A 19,437-nucleotide genomic window follows, 5' to 3' on the forward strand; every position below is an offset into this window, starting at 1 on the left:
AAGCGGGAATCCAGGGGTGGTGGCGGGGCACTACAGGGGCGTTTCCCCGCCTCGCCACCCCTGGATTCCCGCTTCCGCGGGAATGACGACTCGGGGGATTGGCGCCTCACCAGTTTCGACACAGCCGCTTCCGCGGGAATGACGACTCGGGGGGTTGGCGCCAATTACGCCGCCTGGGTCTCCGGCACTTCCACCATCGCCGAACCCAGTGCCCCGCGGTAGGCCCGGTCCAGGGCCAGGCAGTCCCGCGCCGAGCGGATGATCAGGGCGCCGGTGTCCGCGTCGCGCACGTATTTCTCGAACACCGGGTCGAACATGTCCGAGTGGCCGATGTCCGCGGTCATGTGGAGCTGGGTGTTGGCGTCGAGCTTCTCCACGGAACCCACGATCTCGTGCGCCTTCTTCATGGCCATGCGGTGGGTGAAGCCGCCGCCCTTGACGATCTCGTTGTTGTTCTTGCGCTCGGTGGTGTGGTTGACCATCAGGGCCTCGATCCACGACCGCGTGGAGCACAGGTGGAACCACGCCCAGAACGCGGCCCGCGCCCCCGGCAGAAGCTTGGCCTCGTCCGCGGCCGCGGCCATCTCTTCGTCGGTGAGGTGGGCCGATCCCAGCCGTTCGTCGAAGATCAGCTCGTCCTTCTCGTGCTCCCAGATAGCCCGCTTCACGTCCAGGGGCGCCTTGCCCGCCGCCACCGCCCAGCAGTCGCGCCGGCTCTTGATGTAGTGGGGGTAGTGGAGATCGAGGATGGCCTGGCGCGCCGCGGTGAGGCGCACCCCGAAGATCCGCCGGTATTCGGCGCTCTCGAAATGCCGGTTGACCATCTCGTCGACGACGGTGCGGGCCTTCGTCCACTCGCTCATGGGTCACCTCCGTTCCGGCCGTTCCCGCCCCACGGCCGGGCCGTGCCGGGAGGGTTGGGCTCGGGAGACACGCGTGCGCTCAGACGGGCCAGCCGTGCTCGGAGACGTCCACGCGGTTGTCCTCGGGATCGGTGATCCAGCTCTCCGCGATGGCGCCGTAGGTGTTGGCGCTGGCGGTGGCCTGCGTCGAATCCTCCACCGCCTTGACGCTGTCCACCACGAAGCCGAAGTGGTGGATGCCGTAGGGCAGGTTCGGACTGCTGATCAGGGCCACGTCGACGTACCCGTCGGAGAGGTAGATGGTGCCGTTGGGCCCCCGGCTCTTCTCCTCCAGGCCGAAATGCTCCTTGTAGTATTCCGCCACCTTGTCGCGGTCGTGAGTGTTGATGGCGATGTGCCGTATCCTGGGCCGTGCCATGGGATTTCTCCTTCCTGACGACTCCCCTCGAAGGGACTATGTGGTGTCTGGTTCAGTTTCCGATAATGTTCCTGAGCTTCGCCTTGACCGCGGGCGAGGCGGCCAGCACCTGTTTCACCTGGGCCGCGACGTCCCCCGCCGGTACGTGATTGATGGTCATCCTGGTCTTCTTGGCGAGGGCCAGAAACTAGCCGGGCACCATCTTCACGTTGGCGCCGATCAACTGCTTGAGAATCCTGGGCTGCTCGCGGGTGCTGCTGCCCGCCGCCCCCATGGTCAGCGTCTTTTTCGACTTCACCAGGTCGTCGAGGGTCTTGACGCCGCTGAAGCCCATGAACGCGCACACCGGCATGCCCACGCTCGGCGCCCCGATCCACTGGAACCTGGCGGCGTCGAACTTGATCCCGTCCGTGCCCATGGTCTGCTCCATCACGAGGCCGCTGATGAGCATGGCGAAGGTGAGACCGTCCGGCTTGGCCACGTTGTACAGGTAGTTGGCGGCGATGAGGCTGCCCGCCCCGGGCATGTTCTGCACGATGAGGTTGGGCTTGCCCGGCAGATGCTTGGGCATGTGGCGCGCGATGGCGCGCGCGTAGGTGTCGTATCCGCCCCCCGGCGACGTGCCGACGATGAGCCGCAGCGTCTTGCCGCTGTAGTCCGGAGCCGCATGGGCCGCGGTGAACCAGCACAACGAAGCGATGAGTACGAGACAACCGCGGGTCCTGATCTTGGGCATGAGCTCCTCCGGGCGCGAGAACGCGATTGCTGGGCGTTGGCGAAACCGGAACCACCTTTGGTGTATCACCCCCTTTACTCCGCTTCGGTCTCCCGGTTCAACCCCGGCGGGAATGCGTCGGACCGTAGTCTCATGGCGCCGCCGGTTCGCAGCGAAATCGCGGCTGGTGTATATCGATAGGGAGTTGTCGCCTTGTCCCCCCAACCGGTACCGAGGCGAGAGGCAACGGCCACAAGGGAGAGCGACACCATGGACAAGATACAGTTTCCCTACCGGTCCGCGAGTCATCTGGCGTTCCTTCATGTGGCGGCGCAGTCCGGCGCGTGGGAGGAACACGGCCTCGACGTGGAGTACGATGCCTACATCAGCTCCGAGGACGCCCACAAATTCGTCGCCGACGGCAGCGTCGAGTTCGTCGGCGGCAACCACGTCTCCACCTACGGCGCGCGCACCCGCGGCGACCAATGGCTCTACCTGGGGCAGACCGTGAGCTGGCTGGACCACCGGCTGGTGGTACGGGCGGACTCCGGCATCGACGAGGTGTCGCACCTCAAGGAAAAGGTCGTGGCCATCCGCGGCAACCACCCCGGCCTCAACACGTGGCTGTTCCTCAAACAACACGGACTCGACCAGGACCGCGGCGACGTGACCCTGGAACGCATCCGCGGCGCCGCCACCTGGGAAATGGTTCGCGACGGCGACGCCGACGCGGCGCTGGTGAACCCGCCCGCGGACCTCTTCGCCCAACGCGCCGGGTTGAAGGTCATCGACGTGGACCCCCTGCCCATGGTGTGGTTCACCACCATGTCCAGCGGCCGGAAGTTCGTCGACGGTCATCCGGACATCGTGGAACGCTTCCTCAAGGGCGCATGCCAGGGCATCGCCTACTTCAAGACCCACCGGCAGGAATCCATCCAGATCATCCAGGACCGCTACAAGACCGACGGCGACCTGGACCTGGAGGCCGCCACACGCCTGTGGGAAAGCATTTCGAAGATCCTGAGCCCGAAGCCCTACGCCTCGTTCCAGGCCGTGGGCAACGTGTACGAGCTGGCCAAGCGCAAGGACCCGGCCGCCGCGCAGATCGAGGCCACGTCGCTGTGGGACTATCATCACCTGCGCAAGATCGACGACAGCGGATTCATCGACAGCCTGTACCAAACCTGACGAGCGCGCCTACATCCCGAGGAGCGCGCGCGACCCGGCGGCCTCGCGAGGGCCGCGCCTCGAACGTTCGTGAAACCACTCATGACGGCCACCACCACCGTACTGGTTACCGGCGCTGGCGGCTTCGTCGCCACGCGTGTCGTCCTGGAGCTGCTGCGCGCGGGTTATCGCGTGGTGGGTTCGGTGCGGCAGGCCACGCGCGCGGAAGAGGTGCGCGACGCCGTCCGGCAACATCTACCCGCCACCGCCGCGCTGGACGAAAACCTGCGCTTCGTGACGCTGGACCTCACCCAGGATGCCGGCTGGAGCGAAGCCATGGCGGGCGTGGACGTGCTGATGCATACGGCGTCGCCCCTTCCCATGGAGCAGCCCAGGGACGAGACGGAGCTGATCCGGCCCGCCGTCGACGGGACCTTGCGGGCGCTCGGAGCCGCGCGCGCGGCGGGAATCCGCCGGGTCGTGCTGACCTCCTCGTCCGCGGCGATAACGAACCAAGCGCCGCGACCCGACAAGGAACGCTTCGACGAATCGGACTGGAGCGACCCGGAGTGGCCCGGCATCACGCCCTATGCCAAGTCCAAGACACTGGCCGAGCGGGCGGCGTGGGACTACGTGGCGGAGAAGGCGCCGGACATGGAGCTCACTGCCATCAATCCCTGCCTGGTGCTCGGCCGGCCCCTCGACGACCGCTACGGCACCTCGCTCCGCATCGTGGAACGGCTCCTCCGCGGCAGGGACCCCATGGTCCCGAACGTTGGCGTCCCCGTGGTGGACATCGACGACGTGGCGCGCATGCACGTGCGCGCCGTCACCGCGCCGGGAGCGGCCGGCAAGCGCATTCTCGGCGCCGCCGCGTTCATGTGGCTCGCCGAGGTGTCCGCGGCGCTGAAGGCCGACCATCCGCAACGAAGGGTTCCCACCCGGACTGCGCCGGACTTCCTGATCCACGTCGTCAGCCTCTTCGACCGCTCAATTCGCGCCATCGTGCCGCTGCTCGGGCGGCGCTACGAGCTGGAGAACGCCCGCGCGCGCACTCTCCTGGATCTCGACTTCATACCGGGTCCCGATAGCGTGCGCGCCACCGGGCGGTACATCGTGGAGCGCGGACTCGCGGGATAGCCGCCGGCGGCGCCGTGGAACCCGCCCAAGTGGTGGGCGACGGCGGTACCTGCTATCCTGCCGTACATGAGGATCAGCTTTCTGCACTTCGTGCGTCACGTGACGGTCGTGACGGCGGCCCTGGCGCTCGCGGCCTGTGGCGGGGGCGGCGGGGGCTCGGCCGATAGGATGTTGGGACCGAGGGATCGAGTGGAGGGAATCTTCGCCCGCTCGGACACCATCGTGGCCCCCAGCCTCCACATCGCCTACGACTACTCCTACCGCGACCGCACGGAGAGCGACCACGTGGTGCTGTCGTGCTTCGACGAGGCGCCCTGCGATCTTCAGGGCGGCTTCGTGGCCGACACCGTGTTGGACGTCCTCGACCCCGCGGACGACGTCGGCAAGTCCGCCGCCGAGATCGGCGCGCGCGGGGGGTTCGAAACCGCCATCGCCCCCAGGAGCATCTTCCACATTCTGAACGAGGTGGCGGAAGAGGTGGACAGGGCGATCCCGGGCGACCTCGCGCAGATCGACGCGCCCACTTCCGCCCACAGCTACGGCTTCTGGGGCGAACACGGGTTCGCGGCTCTGGAACTCGGGCAAGCCTCCGTGGCGTTACGGGTGTTGGGGATCCTGGTTCCGGCCCAGGTGGGGGTGCGCTACGCGACAGCCTTTACCGCGGGGGACGCCACCGGCACCAACCCCACGGGGCTGGGCCGGGCGACGTGGACCGGCATCGCCGAAGCCGCAGCCACCGACACGTTCGCGCGCCACGAGGGGACCGCCAGCGTCATCATTCCGGAACTGTCCGCCCCCGCGGTGGACGTGGTCATCAACCTGTCCGGCGCTTCCTCCCCGCTCGCTTGGTTCGGCCTGCCCCTCACCGCTGGGCGTTACGCCAGTTCCGCAGGACGCAACGGCCACCTGACAGGGCACTTCTACGGACCGGATCACCGCGAGACCTACGGCGCCTTCGATACCCGCGACGCGGCCGGCACCGATGGTTACGTCGGCGTTTTCGGAGCGAAACGTCTCACCACGACCACGCCGCCCGCGCGTCCGTGACGTCCGTTTCGGGCGAACTTCGGCGAGGCTCTGCCAAGGCTTACGCCTACTTCCCGGACACGAGATCCTTGTACTTGTCGAGAAGTTCCTTCGGCGCCCCGTAGAGGCCGGCGACGGTCTTCTCGATGTCCTTGGGATCGGCGGGCGAGATGACCAGGTTCTGCCGCCTGGCCTGGTCCAGGAGCTCCGGACTGCTCAGGGCGTCCATGAAGCCCTTGCGCAGGATCGCCACGCGGTCCGCGGGCGTGCCCGGAGGCACGGCGAACAAGCGCAGCAGCTTCCACGTCCCTATCAGGAAATCCGCCATGCGCTGCTGCTCGGCGTTGAGGTTGAGATCCTTGAGCCTGGCGATGCCCGGGATCGCCTTGATCCGCGGCTCTTCCCCCATGGAGAGGATCGGGCGCACGAGGCCGCTCTCGATGTAGCGCCGGTAGTTGCCCTGCATGGTCTGCTGGGACATGACCCGCGCGTCCAGTTCCTTTCGTTCCATGGCGGCCATGACGTTGGATGTACCGCGATAGCCCATGACCGCCTTGATGGGATAGCCCAGGTGGCGCAGGAAGAGAGTGGCCGCGGTGGATGCCGAGCCGACACCGGTCGATCCGGCGTGCAGGGGCTTCTTGGAGTTCTTGAAATCCTCGAACGTCTTGACGGGCAGGTCGCTACGGACCCAAAGGACCTCCGGCAGGCTGCCGATGGCCGGATCCGTGATCCAGTTGAACTTCCGTGGGTCGAACTTGACGGTCTTGTCTCCCACCACCGCATCGACGAGCGAGCCCGCGTTGAACGCGACGATCGTACGGCCGTCGCCCGGTTGCATGGCGTAGACGCGGTTGGCCGCGGCCTTGCTCCCCGCTCCCGGCATGTTCATTACGATGATCGAGGGATTGCCGGGGATGTGGGCACTCAGGTAGCGGCCCACCAGGCGGGAGAACGTGTCGAAGCCGCCGCCCGGACTGTAGCCCACGACGATGCGGACCGTCTTGCCCTTGTAGAACGGCTCGTCCGCGGCCCAGGCGGCGCCGGCCACCAGCGACAGCGCGACGAGTCCCATCAGCGTCGAACGCAGTATCTTCATCGTGCATTCCTCCCTTGGACCATTTTGGCCCGTCAGGACCCCGGGTGCGGCTTCGCCGCCCCACGGCATACGGTCAACGGTTCCGAAGTTTCGCGGGACCGCGCCTTCAGCGACCCGCCTTCGCCTTCAACTTGTCGATCAATCGCACGGCCACCTCGATGTCCTCCTCCATGGTGCGCCCGCTCACGCCCACGGCGCCCACCACGGCACCCTCTCCGTCCTTGACGAGCACACCGCCGCCGATGGACGTCAGGTTGGCGTCGCCGTAGGCGGCGATGCCGCGGTTCCCGACCATCTTCTCGATCTCCACCGAGTCCCGGCCGAACCACAGGGCCGAGTATCCCTTGTTGTGGGAGAGTACACTGGAGCGGTAAGGAGCGCCATCCATGCGCGTGTAATGCACCAGCTCCCGATGTGGATTGAGCACCGCCCACGACACCGGCCGCCCGGCTTCGTTGGCCAGCTCGGCCATCAACTCGCCGGCCGCTTCGTGAATCACGCTGTGAGACAGTTCCGCCACTTTGTCACCTCCGTTGGGGTCGTCGATAAAGAGTGTTGTCTATTTGATCGCCGCCCGCGGAGTCAAGCCGTGGAGGGCTACAAATCTGCTCTGCGGAGGTCGTGGCGCCAGGCGAGCATGCCGAGGGTGGCGCCGGCGCACACGACGGCGCCGAGCATCAGCGTGGCCGCCGAACCGACCACGGATGCCACCAGTCCGGTCTGGGCCTCGCCAAGGCCGGGCATGCCCACGCTCAACATCCGGGTGAAGCTCGACACCCGGCCGCGGAGCGCGTCCGGGGTGACCGCCTGGATGACGGTGTTGCGCGGAATGGCCTGCATGGCGTCGAAGAAGCCCAAGAGCGCCACCATGACGAACGACGTCCAGAACCAGGGAGAGAGGGCGAGGCCGGCCAGGCACGCCGCATAGGCCAGAATGCCGCCCACCACCACCAAGCCCTTGTAGCGGACATCGCCCACGCCGATCATGGCCGCGGCACCCACGAGCGCGCCCACCGCCGGCGCGGACGAGAAGAGCCCGAAACCTGCCGCGCCCATGCCGAAGCTCGCCGCGATGATCGGCAGGAGTACACGAAAGCTGCCGAAGTAAACCGCCACCACGTCCATGGCCACCAACACGGCGATGATCGACTTCACGCGCACGAACGACAGGGCCTCCACCAGGCTCCTCCAGGCCGACTGAGCGGTGCCCGTGTACGCGGCTCGATAGTTGACGAACATCAGCACCAGCGCGCTCACCAGATAGACGCAGCCGTTGAAGCCGTAGGTCGCGCTCGTGCCCGCGACTCCGATCATCACGCCGGCCACCGCCGGGCCCACGAGCTGCGCCAGCTTCCATGCCGTGGAGGTGAACGCGAACGCGTTGATGAGCAGTTCCCTGGGCACCAGGTTCGGCGTCATGGCGGTGCGCGCCGGCGCGCTGATGGCCACGAACGCGGAGCTCACCATCGAAATGAGCAGGATGTGCCACAAACGGACCGCGTCCGCGGCGATCAAGACCGCCAGCAGCAGGTTGGCCGCGGCGCTGGCGAGCTGCATCGCCATGATGAACTTCTTGCGGTCGATGCGGTCGGCGATGATCCCCCCGCCCAGCGAGAAGACCACGATGGGAATGCCCCGGGCCAGACCGGTGAGGCCCAGGAAGGCCGGCGAATCGGTCAACTCGTAAACCAGCCACAGGTCCACGATCCGCTGGATCTGGTTGCCCATGGAGGCGCTGACCACCGCCGCGTAGAAGTATCGGAAGTCACGGTAGGCGAACGAACCGCCGGCGCGCTGGAGTCTGGCCTTGGTCACCTGGAACATGGACCGGGCACGTCAGGCGATACGAATGAGTTCCGTACCCGTTCGTTCGTATTGCGACCCGGCCGCGGTCGAGAAAGGGGACCGGTTCGTCATGATCGAACGAATCCATATGTGGCGTTCGTTATCAAAATATTCTATTTCATCATCAACGCTAGGCGTTGGAACGGTTTCCATAAGTCCTTTTCAAGATGATTCGCGTGCCGCATTTCATTTCCGAAAGAGAAAGGAGTGCCTTGACAGCGTATCGACCCTTGTAGTATTGCTACTGTGTGAACTAGCATACTCCAACAGGACGGCTCGGGCATGATACGAATCGTTCTCACTGCGCGGAACAAGTTCCCTTAAGGACAGCATCAAAAGGAGGAGGCCGGAGCGGCAACTCCGGCCTCCGACACCCACTGTCAAGGAGCGCTTGACATAGGTGCAACCCAACCCTCCCTTGTAGAGGAATGACCCACCTAGGTCAAGCTCTCCGTTGCGTAAAGGAGAGCTTTCTTGAACTCTTCCAGAAGGCGGTTTCTGGCAGCCGCCGCGGTGGTGTGCACGCTGCCATTTTTCGGCTGTGCCGCCCCTCGCGGGCACGGATCATCCTACCTGACGCCCATCCTCAAGCCGCGAAACCGGAACACGGTCTTCCACTGGGTGGATGTGGTCCTGCAGCAGGTGCGCGACCAGCGGTTGGCGCCGCCCCGGGCCGCGTACAACCTCGGCTTGACCACGGCGGCGGGGTTTCTCGCCGCCAACGGCATCGTGCGGGCGTATGACGAACCTTTCGGCGTCGGCACCGCCCCGCGCGGGGCGGACCCCGAAGTTGCCTACGGCGTCGCCTTCGCCGCGGCTGCCGCCGAGGCCTTTCAACAGCCCTTTCTGGTCGAACGCATGGCCTTTCAGGACCGCTTTCCAAACGGCGAAGCCAAGTCCCTTGGGGTCGAATGGGGCAAGGCGGTCGCACGCCACGTGCTCAAGATGCGCACCGACGACGGCTCCGAGCCCAGCGAGGCCAACTACTACCTCGGCCGCTACCAGCGGCGGACGGATTCGTTGCGCTGGCGCCCCACCGGGCCGTTCTACAGCGCTACCCCGGGTCCGGCGTACGCATCCTTCGACCGCGGACTGTTTCCGGGCCACGGCCGCATCAAACCCTGGACCATGACCTCCGCCGACCAGTTCCGCGCGCGAACCTTCCACGATCCGGCGAGCCCGGAGTTCGCCGACGAGTTCGACATGATCCGCCACCTCGGCGGCGCCGACAGCACCCTGCGAACCGCGGACCAGTCGGAGATCGCCATGTTTTGGGAAGACGGCCCCTGGGGCTGCACCCCGTCCGGGCACATGGCCTGCATCGCGATCCAGCTCCTGCAAGACCGCGACCTGAGCTTCATCGAGATGGCCCGTGCCTTCGCGCTGATCGGGATGACCCAGTGCGACGCGTCCATCAGCGCCTGGGACAACAAGTACCACCACGACATCGTACGACCGGAATGCGCATTTCGCAGGCGCGCTCCGGAATTCCACAACTCCGACCCGCGGGTGGTCCGGCAACCCGACTGGCGCAGCTACATTCCCACCCCGGAGTTTCCCGCTTACACGTCCGGCCACTCCACGTTCGCGGCGGCGGCGGCGGAGATGATCGCGCTGATTTACGGCCGCGATGACATCGCCTTCAGCGGACAGTCCCCGGACCAGGTGCTGTGGCCGAAACTGGCGGGCGTCACCCGTCACTGGACCAGCCTCGCCCGAATGGCGGAGGAAAACGGGATGAGCCGGCTGTATGGCGGCGTGCACTGGGCCATCGACAATACCGAGGCGCTGGCGGCCGGCCGGTCCATCGCGCAACAGGCCTTTCGATCGACTTTTCCCGGGAAGGCTTAGCCAATCATGCACGTTCGTACGAACTTTCCAGGTCGGCTCCTTGCGATCGTTTTCGGCGCCGCCTTCCTCCATGCCATGGCGGCCGCGGCTCAGGACATCCCGCTCAATTACGAACGACTGTCCTCGCTGGAAGAGCCGCTCGCAACCGAGATCGGTGACGTCACGTTCGTACTGAACGGCCTCCTCGACGTCCCGACCAGTGTGGAAACGCGGAACGACAACGACACGGACACGGGGTTCTTGGGGAACTTCCAGGTGGCCGCCCGGACCCAGTTGCCCAACCGCTGGCGGGTCGGCCTTGCCTACTTCGGCCAATACGCGACGGACCCGACCGCAGCCTTCGAACAGGACGACGGCTACACGGACAACGCGGCGGCCTCCGTCGGGGGCGCCTGGGGAACGGTGTTCGGGGGAAACGTATCGGGAGTCGTACGCGAGGGGACGCGCCGTGCGCGAGGGGCGGGCAACGCGTCGCTGGCTCTTGACGATGCCCTCGGCGCAGCGGACGACTGGGGCGGCGGCTATGCCGGCCGGTTCGGCCCGTGGGTCGTCGGCGCCACCGTGAACGAGCATGGGGGACTCGATCTCGGAGCGAGCTTCCAGCGGCCCATCGGCAACCGGGATTACCGCTTCACCACACGGTACACGAGGAGAACCTACCGCCCCAAGGACAGCTCGGACGAGTTCGACACGAACGCTGTCGGCGCCGTCGGCGAATTCATCTACGGCAGCACGCTGTTCGACGGCGGCGTCGGCTACCAGCGCTTTTCATCGAATGGTTCCGCGGCTGATCGCTGGTACGTTTCGGCAGGGGCTCGCCACAAGGCCGGGATGCTGAGCCTTTCGCTGGAAGGGCACTACGGCCGAATCGAAGGCGACGAAGAGATATCCGCCGCCTTGGGAGTTCAGTACGACCTGGCCCGCGGGCTGTCGGTGAACGCGGGGATCAACCACGCCGAGGCCACCGCGACACTGGCTGGCGTACGGCTTGTGGACGTCGACGAGACGAAGGCCGTGCTGTCGCTGCGATACAGCTTTTAGAGCAAGGGAGCGTATCGAATCCGGCCGCGCGGGCGTGGCCGAGGCTCAGGGCCAGCTTCGCGCCGCCACCTCGTTGCGCAGGATCTTGCCCACCGGACTCTTGGGAATCGCGTCGGCGAACGCGATGCGGTACGGCACCTTGTAATGGGCCAGCTCCTCCCTGAGACTCTGCCGCAGGGTCTCAGCCAACGTCGCGGACGCCCCCTGCCCCTCCGCCGCCACCACCACCACGCCGAGCACCCGATTGCCGATTTCGGCATCCGGCTCCGGGACCACCACGGCTTCGGCCACGGCGGGGTGGCGCTGGAGCGCGTTCTCCACTTCGGTGGGCACCAGAAAGAGCCCGCGGGTCTTGAAGCAGTCGTCGTCGCGGCCGGCGATGAAGTAGTAGCCGTCCGCGTCCCGGTACGCCAGATCCCCGGTGTCGTAGACCCCGTTGCGCCGAACCGCTTCGGTGCGCTCGGGATCGCCGTAATACTCCAGGAACAACCCCGGGTCCTCGGTGGAAATCACCGTTTTGCCCACGGCGCCCCCCTTCACCGGGCGGCCGTCCTCGTCGATGATGGCGATACCCACGTCGGGCGCCGGCACCCCCACCGAGCCCGGCTTCACCGGATGGCGCGCGCCCTGTCCCACCACGAGCTGGTACTCGGATACGCCGTAGTGCTCGTACATCTCGCAGCCGAAGCGTGCTTTCCACTGGCGATACGTGGCCTCGCGAAGCGCCTCGCCGGTGGAGTGCACCCCCCGCAGGGTGTGGATGTCGTACGCTTCCTCGATGCCCGCCGTAGCCAGCATCCGGCGGTAGACCGTGGCCACCGAGTGCAGCAGCGTGACGCGGAAGGCGGCCACGTGCTCCAGCACGTTCTCGGGCGTGGCCCGGCCCGACAGCACCGCGCAGGTGACGCCGTTGCGCAGCGGGAAGAGCAGGTTGTGGCCCAGGGCGCTGATGAAGCTCCACTCGCCCGTGGCCAGCACCACGTCTTGCGGCTCGGGCGGAAGGCGATAGCGGTTGAGATCCCCCAGCGCCACGATCCAGCGGTGCGCGTGCACGATGCACTTGGGCCGGCCGGTGGTGCCGGAGGTGCACACCATGAAGGCCGGCTCGTGCGCGGACGTGTCTCTCGTGGCCACACTGTTTTGTGAATCGTCGTCCAGCGCTTCGCCGCCGACGGTGTCGAACGGGACTTCGCTGCCCTCGGCCTCTCCGACGCAGATCGCGGCCTCCAGCCCCATGGGCGCGCGAAGCTCGCGCAACACCTGCGCGCGGGAGCCCTCGATGACGGCGAACCGGGGCTTCGTCTGCTCGAGGATGGCCCGAACCTCGCGCATCCCCAGGAGCGAGTTGACCACCACCGGGAGGGCGCCGAGCTTCACCGCGGCCAGGAAAGCCGTGGCGAACTCCGCCGAGTTGGGCATCTGCACGAGCACCCGTTCTCCCGGCCCAACCCCCAACGCCTGGAGCCCGCGGGCAAAGCCGTGTACCCGGCCGTGCAACTCGCCGTAGCTCAGCGAGCCGCCGGGCCACACCATCGCCGTATGGTCTGCCGCCACAGGACGCTCCAGCACCTCCTGGGCGAGGTTGAGCCTGGACGGGACCTCCCTATAGCCCGGCCACGGGGCCGGGGATTCAGCGTTGCTCATGTTTTCCGGGTTTCCGACGCGCGTTCCAGCGTTGCCGGTTCTCTCCGGCGCGCTCACCGTCTTCCCATGTTTCCGCGGTCCCTCGAACCATCCGACATCCGTCGGGTCCAACACGTCCGCGACCCGACGGGCCGGGCGTCATTCCTTCTTGCCCGTCTTCTCGGGGAACGGCCACCCGGCGTCATAAGGGTAGGTGTAGCGCGGCGGACGCTTCTCCCTGAACGCGCGCATGCCTTCCTGGCAGTCCTTGGTGCGGGTGATCTCGAGCACCGACTCCAGCTCCTCGCGGTAGCCCTCGTCGGTGCGGTTCCAGTTCCAGTACATCTTCATCAACCGCTTGGCGTGGCGCACCGACAGGTAGGGGTTGGCGGCGATGCGTCCGGCCAGGGCGAAGGCCTTCTCCATCAGCTCCTCGTGCGGCAGGACCTCGTCCACGAGCCCGATGCGCAGCGCTTCGGCGGCGTCGATGATCTCGCCCGTGAGGATCAGGCGCATGGCGCGTCCGATGCCGACGAGCTTGGGCAGGTTGCGCGAGCCGCCGCTCTCGGGCACGAACCCCGCCGGCACCGCCACCTCGCCGAAGCGCGCCCGCTCCGACGCGAGACGCATGTCGCACAGCGTGGTCATCTCCAGCCCCACGCCCACCGCCGGCCCGTTCACCGCGGCGATGGTGGGCTGTGGCAGGTCCTCCAGCTTGCGCATGGCGCTCTGCAGCACCCGGTGGCGCAGGTCGTTAAGGAAATACTCCGCCAACTCCTTGTAAGGCCCCTCGATGCCGCTAGACCCCTCGAAGGCGCCCAGCACCGCGCCCTCCGAGGTGAGATCCCCGCCGGCGCAGAAGCCGCGCCCCTCGCCAGTCAGGATCACCACCTTGAGCACGGAGTTGCGCGCGATCTCGTTGCACAGGGCGTCGAGCTCCAGCCGCATGAGCGGGTCCACCGCGTTGAGCTGCTCCGGCCGGTTGAGCGTGATCACGCCGATGCACGGCTCGCCCGCCCGCAGCGGATTGTCATGCACGGCCCACTTGAGCGTCTTGTAGTCCATGGGCAATGGTTCCTTTCGGACGCGCCGGAGAACTGGTCGGCCGCCCCCTATCCCCACCCCTGAATTCCGACTCGCCAAGGCGAGTCGAGACTCCTGGGCACCGACCCCCCGAATGGTCATTCCCGCGGAAGCGGGAATCCCTCCGCTCAGTCCTCGTCCTCGCCGTAGAACGACGTGTTGGGCGGGATGTCCTTGGTGGAGCGGCGCTGGCGCGCGATCTTGGCGCCGGTCTTCCAGTACTCGCCGCGGGTGGCCAGCGCGGCCTCCTGCTCCAGCTCCTCGTTCCAGTCGCCGAGGGAGTAGCCGAACCACGGCGACTGGGGCTCCAGCTCGGGCAACCCCAGCTCCTCCCAGAGCTTGCGGCCCCGCTCCATGTACTCCCGGGTGGGGAGCGAGATGGGCGGGAGCTTCTCCTTGAGCGTCGCGTCCCAGAGGAGGCACGAGTCGCCGGCCGAGCCACGCGCGTCGTGCCGGGGGGCGTGGCCCACGTCCATGCCGTGCATGATCTGCACGTCGCGGTGCGGCTTGGAGCGGTAGCCCATGGCCCAGAACACCGCGTCGAGGTTGTCGGGATCGATGTCCTCGTCCACCGCGATGACGATCTTGGACATGGACGGGCGGAACGCCACCGCGCCCATGAGCGCGCGCCACACCTCGGCGGGACTGGGCTTGCGCATCTGGATCACCGTGAGCTTCTGGGTGGCGGTGAGCGGCTCGTGCAGCATCACGCGCACCACGCTCTTGACGCCGATGCCGTCGCGCAGGTGCTCCAGGTAGATGGGCTCGTAGGCCATTTTCTTGATGACGCTGGACTCGGACGGCGTCACCTGGCTGATGATGGAGCACAGGACGGCATCGCGCCGGCGCGTGATGCAGGTGACCTCCATGAACGGGTTGTACTCCTTGGGATTCACGTGGCCGTGGGACTCGCCGAAGGGCGCCTCGGGTTCCAGCCACTCGGTGGAGACGAAGCCCTCGATGACGATCTCCGCGTCCGCCGGCACCATCACCGGCACCGTGCGCGCCTCCACCACCCGGATGGGCGCCTTCACCAGGCCCCCGGCCACCGAGAACTCGTCGAGGTCGTAGGCGAGCTTCTGCGCCGCCACGTAGGAGATGGCCGGCACGCCGCCAATGCACAGCGCCACCGGCATCTTCTCGCCCCGCTCCCGGTACTTCTCCCAGTGCCGGTAGATGCCCTGCCCCAGCTCGATGGAGGGGTTGCAGCCGACCCGGTCGCGCGCCTTGATCATGGCCCGGTAGGTGCCGATGTTGTACCCGCCGTGGTCCGGATCGCGGGAGATGAAATGGGCCGCGCTCACGTACGGCGCGTTGTCCCAGCCCGGGGAGGAGATGGGAACGGGGATGCCGTCCACGCCCTTGCCGCGGGTCTTGAGCTGTGCGCCCGCGTACACCACCTCGTGCACCGGCGCGGCCGACGACGGGATCTCCACCGGCGCCACCGGATTGGTCTTGGCCTCGGCCCACAGCGCGTTGATGTCGGCGTCCTCGTCGCACCCGAGCCCGATGCGGTAGATGCGCCGGTTGGCCGCGAGCACGCCGATGGCCACCGGGATGTCGTAGCGTTTGCCCTTGGCGTCCACGGGCTGCTCGAACAGGAACGCCTTGCGGTCGCGCTCCTTGATGCCGCCGCGGAACTGCCAGCGCACCAGCGGGTGCATTTCCTGGTCCTTGTCCACCGCCCGCGCCACCCGGATCAGCAGACCGGCGTCGTCCAGCCGCTGGAGGTGCTCGTGAAGGTCGGGATAGCCCCGCTCCGGTATCGCCTGCGCCGCGCTCGCGGCCGTCGGGTTTCTCTTTGCCATGATGGGTCCTTTTTGTGGGGAGTTGCCGTGAGTGGAGTGTGACAATGTAACGTACCCTCCCCGGCGAAGTCCAGGAAGGCGAAACGTTGGCCTCGGCGAGTCCGGACCGCAGACCGCCGGAACAGGAGGTGGTCTTCTCGTTCAGTACGAACGCATGGGCAAAGCGGCGGTTCCCGTTGCGGCTACCGCCCCCCTTCGGCTACACTCCTTCTCCGTCCCTCGCGAGGTAACCGGCCCGGTGGCGTCCCTTTCACTCGACGACAAAATATCCCGACTGCTGAGCCATGAATGGCGCGGCGAGAAGCGCATCTCCGGCCTCCAGGGGAGTGCCAAGGCCTACGCGGTCTCTCTGGCGGCGCAGGAGCTCGACGGACCGCTGCTGGTGCTGTCGCCCACCGTGAAGGAAGCGGAGGCGCTGTTCCGCGACCTCCTCTTCTTCCTGGGCGAAGAGGATCAGGCCAAACCTCTGGACAGCCGCGTGCATCTCTTCCCGGGCTGGGACATCCTGCCGTTCGAGAGCCTCTCACCCAGTCCCGATCACATGGCCGCGCGCATGGAGGGGCTGCACCGGCTGGCGCAGCAGCGCGCGCCGGTGGTGGTAGCCACGCCCGCGGCGGTGATGCAGCGCGTCGTTCCGCGGGACGGCTTTCACAGCGTGCGTTTCGCCGAGGGACAGGAAGTGGACCGGGAGCACCTGCTGTGGCAGCTCTCGAACCTGGGCTTCGCGCGCGCCCCCCTGGTGGAGGAGCGCGGCGACTTCAGCGTGCGCGGGGGCATCGTCGACCTGTTCCCGCCGGGATACGGGCGGCCGGTGCGCCTGGAGTTCGCCGACGACCGCATCGAGTCCATCCGCGAGTTCGACCCACGCACCCAGCGTTCGCGCTCGTACCACGAGGAGCTGGTGCTGCTGCCCATCAAGGAGTTCACCGCGGGGCCGGGCACCAACCGCGACACCCTGCTGCGCATCGAGGAGCGCGCGGACGAGCTGGGCTTCACGCGCAAGAACAAGCGCGCGCTGCTGGAGTCGGTGCGCGAGGGCGTCGGCTTCGCCGGGATGGAGTTCCTCGTCCCCTATTTCTACGACCGCCCGCTGCCGTCGCTGCTGGACCATCTGCCGCGGCGCGGCATCGTCTGGTGCGACCAGGCGGCACGGGTGGAAGAGGAGCTGGAGCGGTTCGAGAAGCTGGTGGCCCAGCGCGCGGCCAAGGCCGTGGCGGACGAGCGCTTCCACCCGCCCGCCGAAGCCCTCTACCTGGACCCGGACGGTTGGCGCCAGGAGGGCGCGGCGTTCCGGCAGATCCACAGCGAAAGCCTGGACACGCTCGCCGCCTCGGAGGATCCCGAGGCGGGGATCTCGGTGCGTTCCTATACGAATACCGACCTGCACACGGCTCTGACCGCGCCCCAGGGCGCGGAACGATCGCTGGCGCCCCTGGTGGAGCACCTGGAGCAATGGCGCGGCCAGCGGGTGCTGTTCATCGCGAGGCATGCGGGGGACGCGCGGCGCCTGCAGCAACTGCTGGCCTACTACGAGGTGGACCTGCCCATCTCGGAGCGGCCCTTTCAGGAAGTGGCGGAAACCTCCCGCAACGGCCCCGCGATCCTCCTGGGCGACCTGACCCAGGGGATACGTCTTCCCGACGAGGGGCTGATCCTGGTCACCCTGGAAGAACTCTGGGGGCGCCGGAAGCGCGACCCGGCCGTGCGCAAGCGCGAGAACGCCGGCCACTTCATCACCAGCCTGAGCGAACTGCGCCAGGACGACGTGGTGGTGCACCTGGACCAGGGCATCGGCATCTACCGCGGCCTCAAGTACCTCAAGGTGGCGGGCACGGAAGGAGAGTTCCTGCACCTGGAGTACCAGGGGGGCGACCGCCTCTATCTGCCCATCGACCGCATCAACCTGGTACAGAAGTTCATCGGCGCCGACGGCGACGCGCCGGTGCTGGACCGCCTGGGCGGGACCTCCTGGCTCAAGCTCAAGGCGCGGACGCGCAAATCCATCGTGGCCATGGCCAAGGAACTGCTGCGGGTCTACGCCGCGCGCGAGGTTCACGACGGCCACAACTTTCCGCCGCCGGATCAGGCGTACCGGGAGTTCGAGACCGCGTTCGAGTACGACGAGACGCCGGACCAGGAACAGGCCATCGCCGACACCCTGAAGGACATGACGCAGAGCAAGCCCATGGACCGGCTCATCTGCGGCGACGTCGGCTACGGCAAGACCGAGGTGGCCATGCGCGCGGCCTTCACGGCGGTGATGGACGGCAGGCAGGTGGCCGTGCTGGCGCCCACCACGATCCTGACCCAGCAACACCTGGAGACCTTCCGCGCCCGCTTCGAGCCCTACCCCGTGCGGGTGGAGAGCCTGAGCCGCTTCGTCACCGGCAAAACCGTGCAGGAGTCGCTCAAGGACCTTGCCAACGGGCTCATCGACATCGTCATCGGCACCCACCGGCTGCTGCAGAAGGACGTGGCCTTCAAGAACCTCGGGCTCGTGGTCATCGACGAGGAACACCGCTTCGGCGTCGGTCACAAGGAGAAGCTCAAGCAGCTCCGCGCCACAGTGGACGTCATGAGCCTCACGGCCACGCCGATCCCGCGCACGCTGCACATGTCGCTGTCGGGGATCCGCGATCTGAGCGTCATCGAGACCGCCCCGCCCAACCGGCTCGCGGTGCGCACCTACGTGACGCGCTACGACGAGGGCGTCATCCGTGACGCCATCCTGCGGGAGATCAACCGCGAGGGCCAGGTGTTCTTCCTGCACAACCGGGTGGAGAGCATCCAGCGCACGGGCCAGAAGATCATGGACCTGGTGCCCGAGGCCCGGGTCACCATCGCCCACGGGCAAATGACCCCGGCCGAGTTGAAGAAGAGCATGGACCGGTTCCACGAGAACGAGGCCCAGGTACTGGTGTGCTCGGCCATCATCGAGTCGGGCCTGGACTACCCCAACGCCAACACCATCCTCATCAACCGCGCCGACCGTTTCGGCCTGGCGCAGCTCTACCAGTTGCGCGGCCGGGTGGGACGGTCGTCGCGCCGCGCCTACGCCTATCTGCTGCTACCCGCCAGCGGCACCGTGACCAAGGACGCGGAGAAGCGGCTGCGGGCGCTGCAGGAACTGGACGAGCTGGGGAGCGGCTTCAAGCTGGCGCTCCACGACCTGGAGATCCGCGGCGCCGGCAACCTGCTGGGCCGGGAGCAGTCCGGCCAGATCGCCGCGGTGGGCTTCGAGCTCTACACCCAGATGATGGAAGAGACCATCCACGAGCTGAAGGGCGAAGAGCGCCGGGTCCGCGTGGAGCCGGAGATCCGGCTGGGCATCCCCGCCTACTTCCCCGACGACTACATGCCCAGCGCCAACCAGCGGCTGCTGTTCTACAAGCGACTGGCCAACCTGGAGGACGCGGCGCAACTGGGGGAGCTGCGGGACGAGATCCGCGACCGCTACGGCCACTACCCCGAGGTGGTGGAGAACCTGTTCCGGGTCATGGAGCTGCGGCGTGCGCTGATCCGCGCCCTGGCGACCCAGATCATCTACCAGGACGGCCGGCTGTCGCTGAACTTTCACGCCACCTCCACCCTCAACGTCGACCGCCTGTTGAAGCTCGCGCAGGAGGACCACCGGGGCTTCCGGTTCTCGCCCGAGGGACGCCTGGCGTACACCCCGGACCATGCGGACTGGCCCGGGCTCATCGATGAGACGTGCGAGTTATTGCACGCGATTTGCTAGGAATGTATGTTGGTTCCGT

Annotated in this window: 15 protein-coding genes; 6 read left to right on the forward strand and 9 right to left on the reverse strand. The window is 67.1% G+C overall.

Annotated features, from left to right (window positions below; translation table 11 throughout):
- Window positions 1-164: 164 nt before the first annotated feature.
- From OXF11_19770 to OXF11_19780, 3 genes are all read right to left on the reverse strand, one after another.
- The gene (locus OXF11_19770; protein ID MCY4489338.1) at window positions 165-863 is read right to left on the reverse strand and encodes a hypothetical protein; all 699 of its coding nucleotides are present in this window, start codon (window positions 861-863) and stop codon (window positions 165-167) included.
- 79 nt (window positions 864-942) lie between these two features.
- Window positions 943-1,281: a VOC family protein gene (locus OXF11_19775; protein MCY4489339.1), complete on the reverse strand. Its 339-nt coding sequence runs from the start codon at window positions 1,279-1,281 to the stop codon at window positions 943-945.
- A 187-nt stretch (window positions 1,282-1,468) separates the two neighbouring features.
- Window positions 1,469-2,017 (reverse strand): tripartite tricarboxylate transporter substrate-binding protein, encoded by a 549-nt coding sequence (locus OXF11_19780; GenBank protein MCY4489340.1) that lies wholly within the window; start codon window positions 2,015-2,017, stop codon window positions 1,469-1,471.
- A gap of 249 nt (window positions 2,018-2,266) precedes the next feature.
- Here OXF11_19780 and OXF11_19785 point away from each other — a divergent pair, with 249 nt between their 5' ends.
- From OXF11_19785 to OXF11_19795, 3 genes are all read left to right on the forward strand, one after another.
- Window positions 2,267-3,184, forward strand: coding sequence for an ABC transporter substrate-binding protein (locus tag OXF11_19785; protein MCY4489341.1), 918 nt, complete (start codon window positions 2,267-2,269; stop codon window positions 3,182-3,184).
- 81 nt (window positions 3,185-3,265) lie between these two features.
- A complete protein-coding gene (locus OXF11_19790; protein MCY4489342.1) occupies window positions 3,266-4,303 on the forward strand; it encodes an NAD-dependent epimerase/dehydratase family protein in 1,038 nt (345 codons plus the stop codon).
- Between the two features lie 66 nt (window positions 4,304-4,369).
- Window positions 4,370-5,350: a hypothetical protein gene (locus OXF11_19795; protein MCY4489343.1), complete on the forward strand. Its 981-nt coding sequence runs from the start codon at window positions 4,370-4,372 to the stop codon at window positions 5,348-5,350.
- A gap of 46 nt (window positions 5,351-5,396) precedes the next feature.
- Here the strand turns inward: OXF11_19795 and OXF11_19800 are convergent, their stop codons facing one another.
- The 3 genes from OXF11_19800 to OXF11_19810 form a co-directional block, all read right to left on the reverse strand.
- The gene (locus OXF11_19800) at window positions 5,397-6,428 is read right to left on the reverse strand and encodes a tripartite tricarboxylate transporter substrate-binding protein (protein MCY4489344.1); all 1,032 of its coding nucleotides are present in this window, start codon (window positions 6,426-6,428) and stop codon (window positions 5,397-5,399) included.
- A gap of 106 nt (window positions 6,429-6,534) precedes the next feature.
- Window positions 6,535-6,948 (reverse strand): heme-binding protein, encoded by a 414-nt coding sequence (locus tag OXF11_19805; protein MCY4489345.1) that lies wholly within the window; start codon window positions 6,946-6,948, stop codon window positions 6,535-6,537.
- 77 nt (window positions 6,949-7,025) lie between these two features.
- Complete coding sequence (locus OXF11_19810; protein MCY4489346.1) at window positions 7,026-8,252, reverse strand: MFS transporter; 1,227 nt, start codon at window positions 8,250-8,252, stop codon at window positions 7,026-7,028.
- A 495-nt stretch (window positions 8,253-8,747) separates the two neighbouring features.
- On the opposite strand from OXF11_19810, the gene OXF11_19815 reads away from it, so the two are divergent.
- Window positions 8,748-10,124, forward strand: a complete 1,377-nt coding sequence (locus OXF11_19815; GenBank protein MCY4489347.1) for a vanadium-dependent haloperoxidase — start codon at window positions 8,748-8,750, stop codon at window positions 10,122-10,124.
- A gap of 6 nt (window positions 10,125-10,130) precedes the next feature.
- On the forward strand, window positions 10,131-11,165 hold the full coding sequence (locus OXF11_19820; protein ID MCY4489348.1) for a hypothetical protein: 1,035 nt from the start codon (window positions 10,131-10,133) through the stop codon (window positions 11,163-11,165).
- 45 nt (window positions 11,166-11,210) lie between these two features.
- On the opposite strand, the gene OXF11_19825 is transcribed toward OXF11_19820, so the two are convergent.
- The 3 genes from OXF11_19825 to OXF11_19835 form a co-directional block, all read right to left on the reverse strand.
- On the reverse strand, window positions 11,211-12,809 hold the full coding sequence (locus OXF11_19825) for an acyl-CoA synthetase (GenBank protein MCY4489349.1): 1,599 nt from the start codon (window positions 12,807-12,809) through the stop codon (window positions 11,211-11,213).
- A gap of 138 nt (window positions 12,810-12,947) precedes the next feature.
- A complete protein-coding gene (locus tag OXF11_19830; protein MCY4489350.1) occupies window positions 12,948-13,853 on the reverse strand; it encodes an enoyl-CoA hydratase-related protein in 906 nt (301 codons plus the stop codon).
- A gap of 146 nt (window positions 13,854-13,999) precedes the next feature.
- Complete coding sequence (locus OXF11_19835) at window positions 14,000-15,679, reverse strand: UbiD family decarboxylase (protein MCY4489351.1); 1,680 nt, start codon at window positions 15,677-15,679, stop codon at window positions 14,000-14,002.
- Window positions 15,680-15,917: 238 nt separating this feature from the next.
- Here OXF11_19835 and mfd point away from each other — a divergent pair, with 238 nt between their 5' ends.
- The gene (gene mfd, locus OXF11_19840; GenBank protein MCY4489352.1) at window positions 15,918-19,418 is read left to right on the forward strand and encodes a transcription-repair coupling factor; all 3,501 of its coding nucleotides are present in this window, start codon (window positions 15,918-15,920) and stop codon (window positions 19,416-19,418) included.
- Window positions 19,419-19,437 lie beyond the last annotated feature (19 nt).

The organism is Deltaproteobacteria bacterium, assembly GCA_026712905.1.
Taxonomy (GTDB): Bacteria; Desulfobacterota; Binatia; order UBA9968; family JAJDTQ01; genus JAJDTQ01.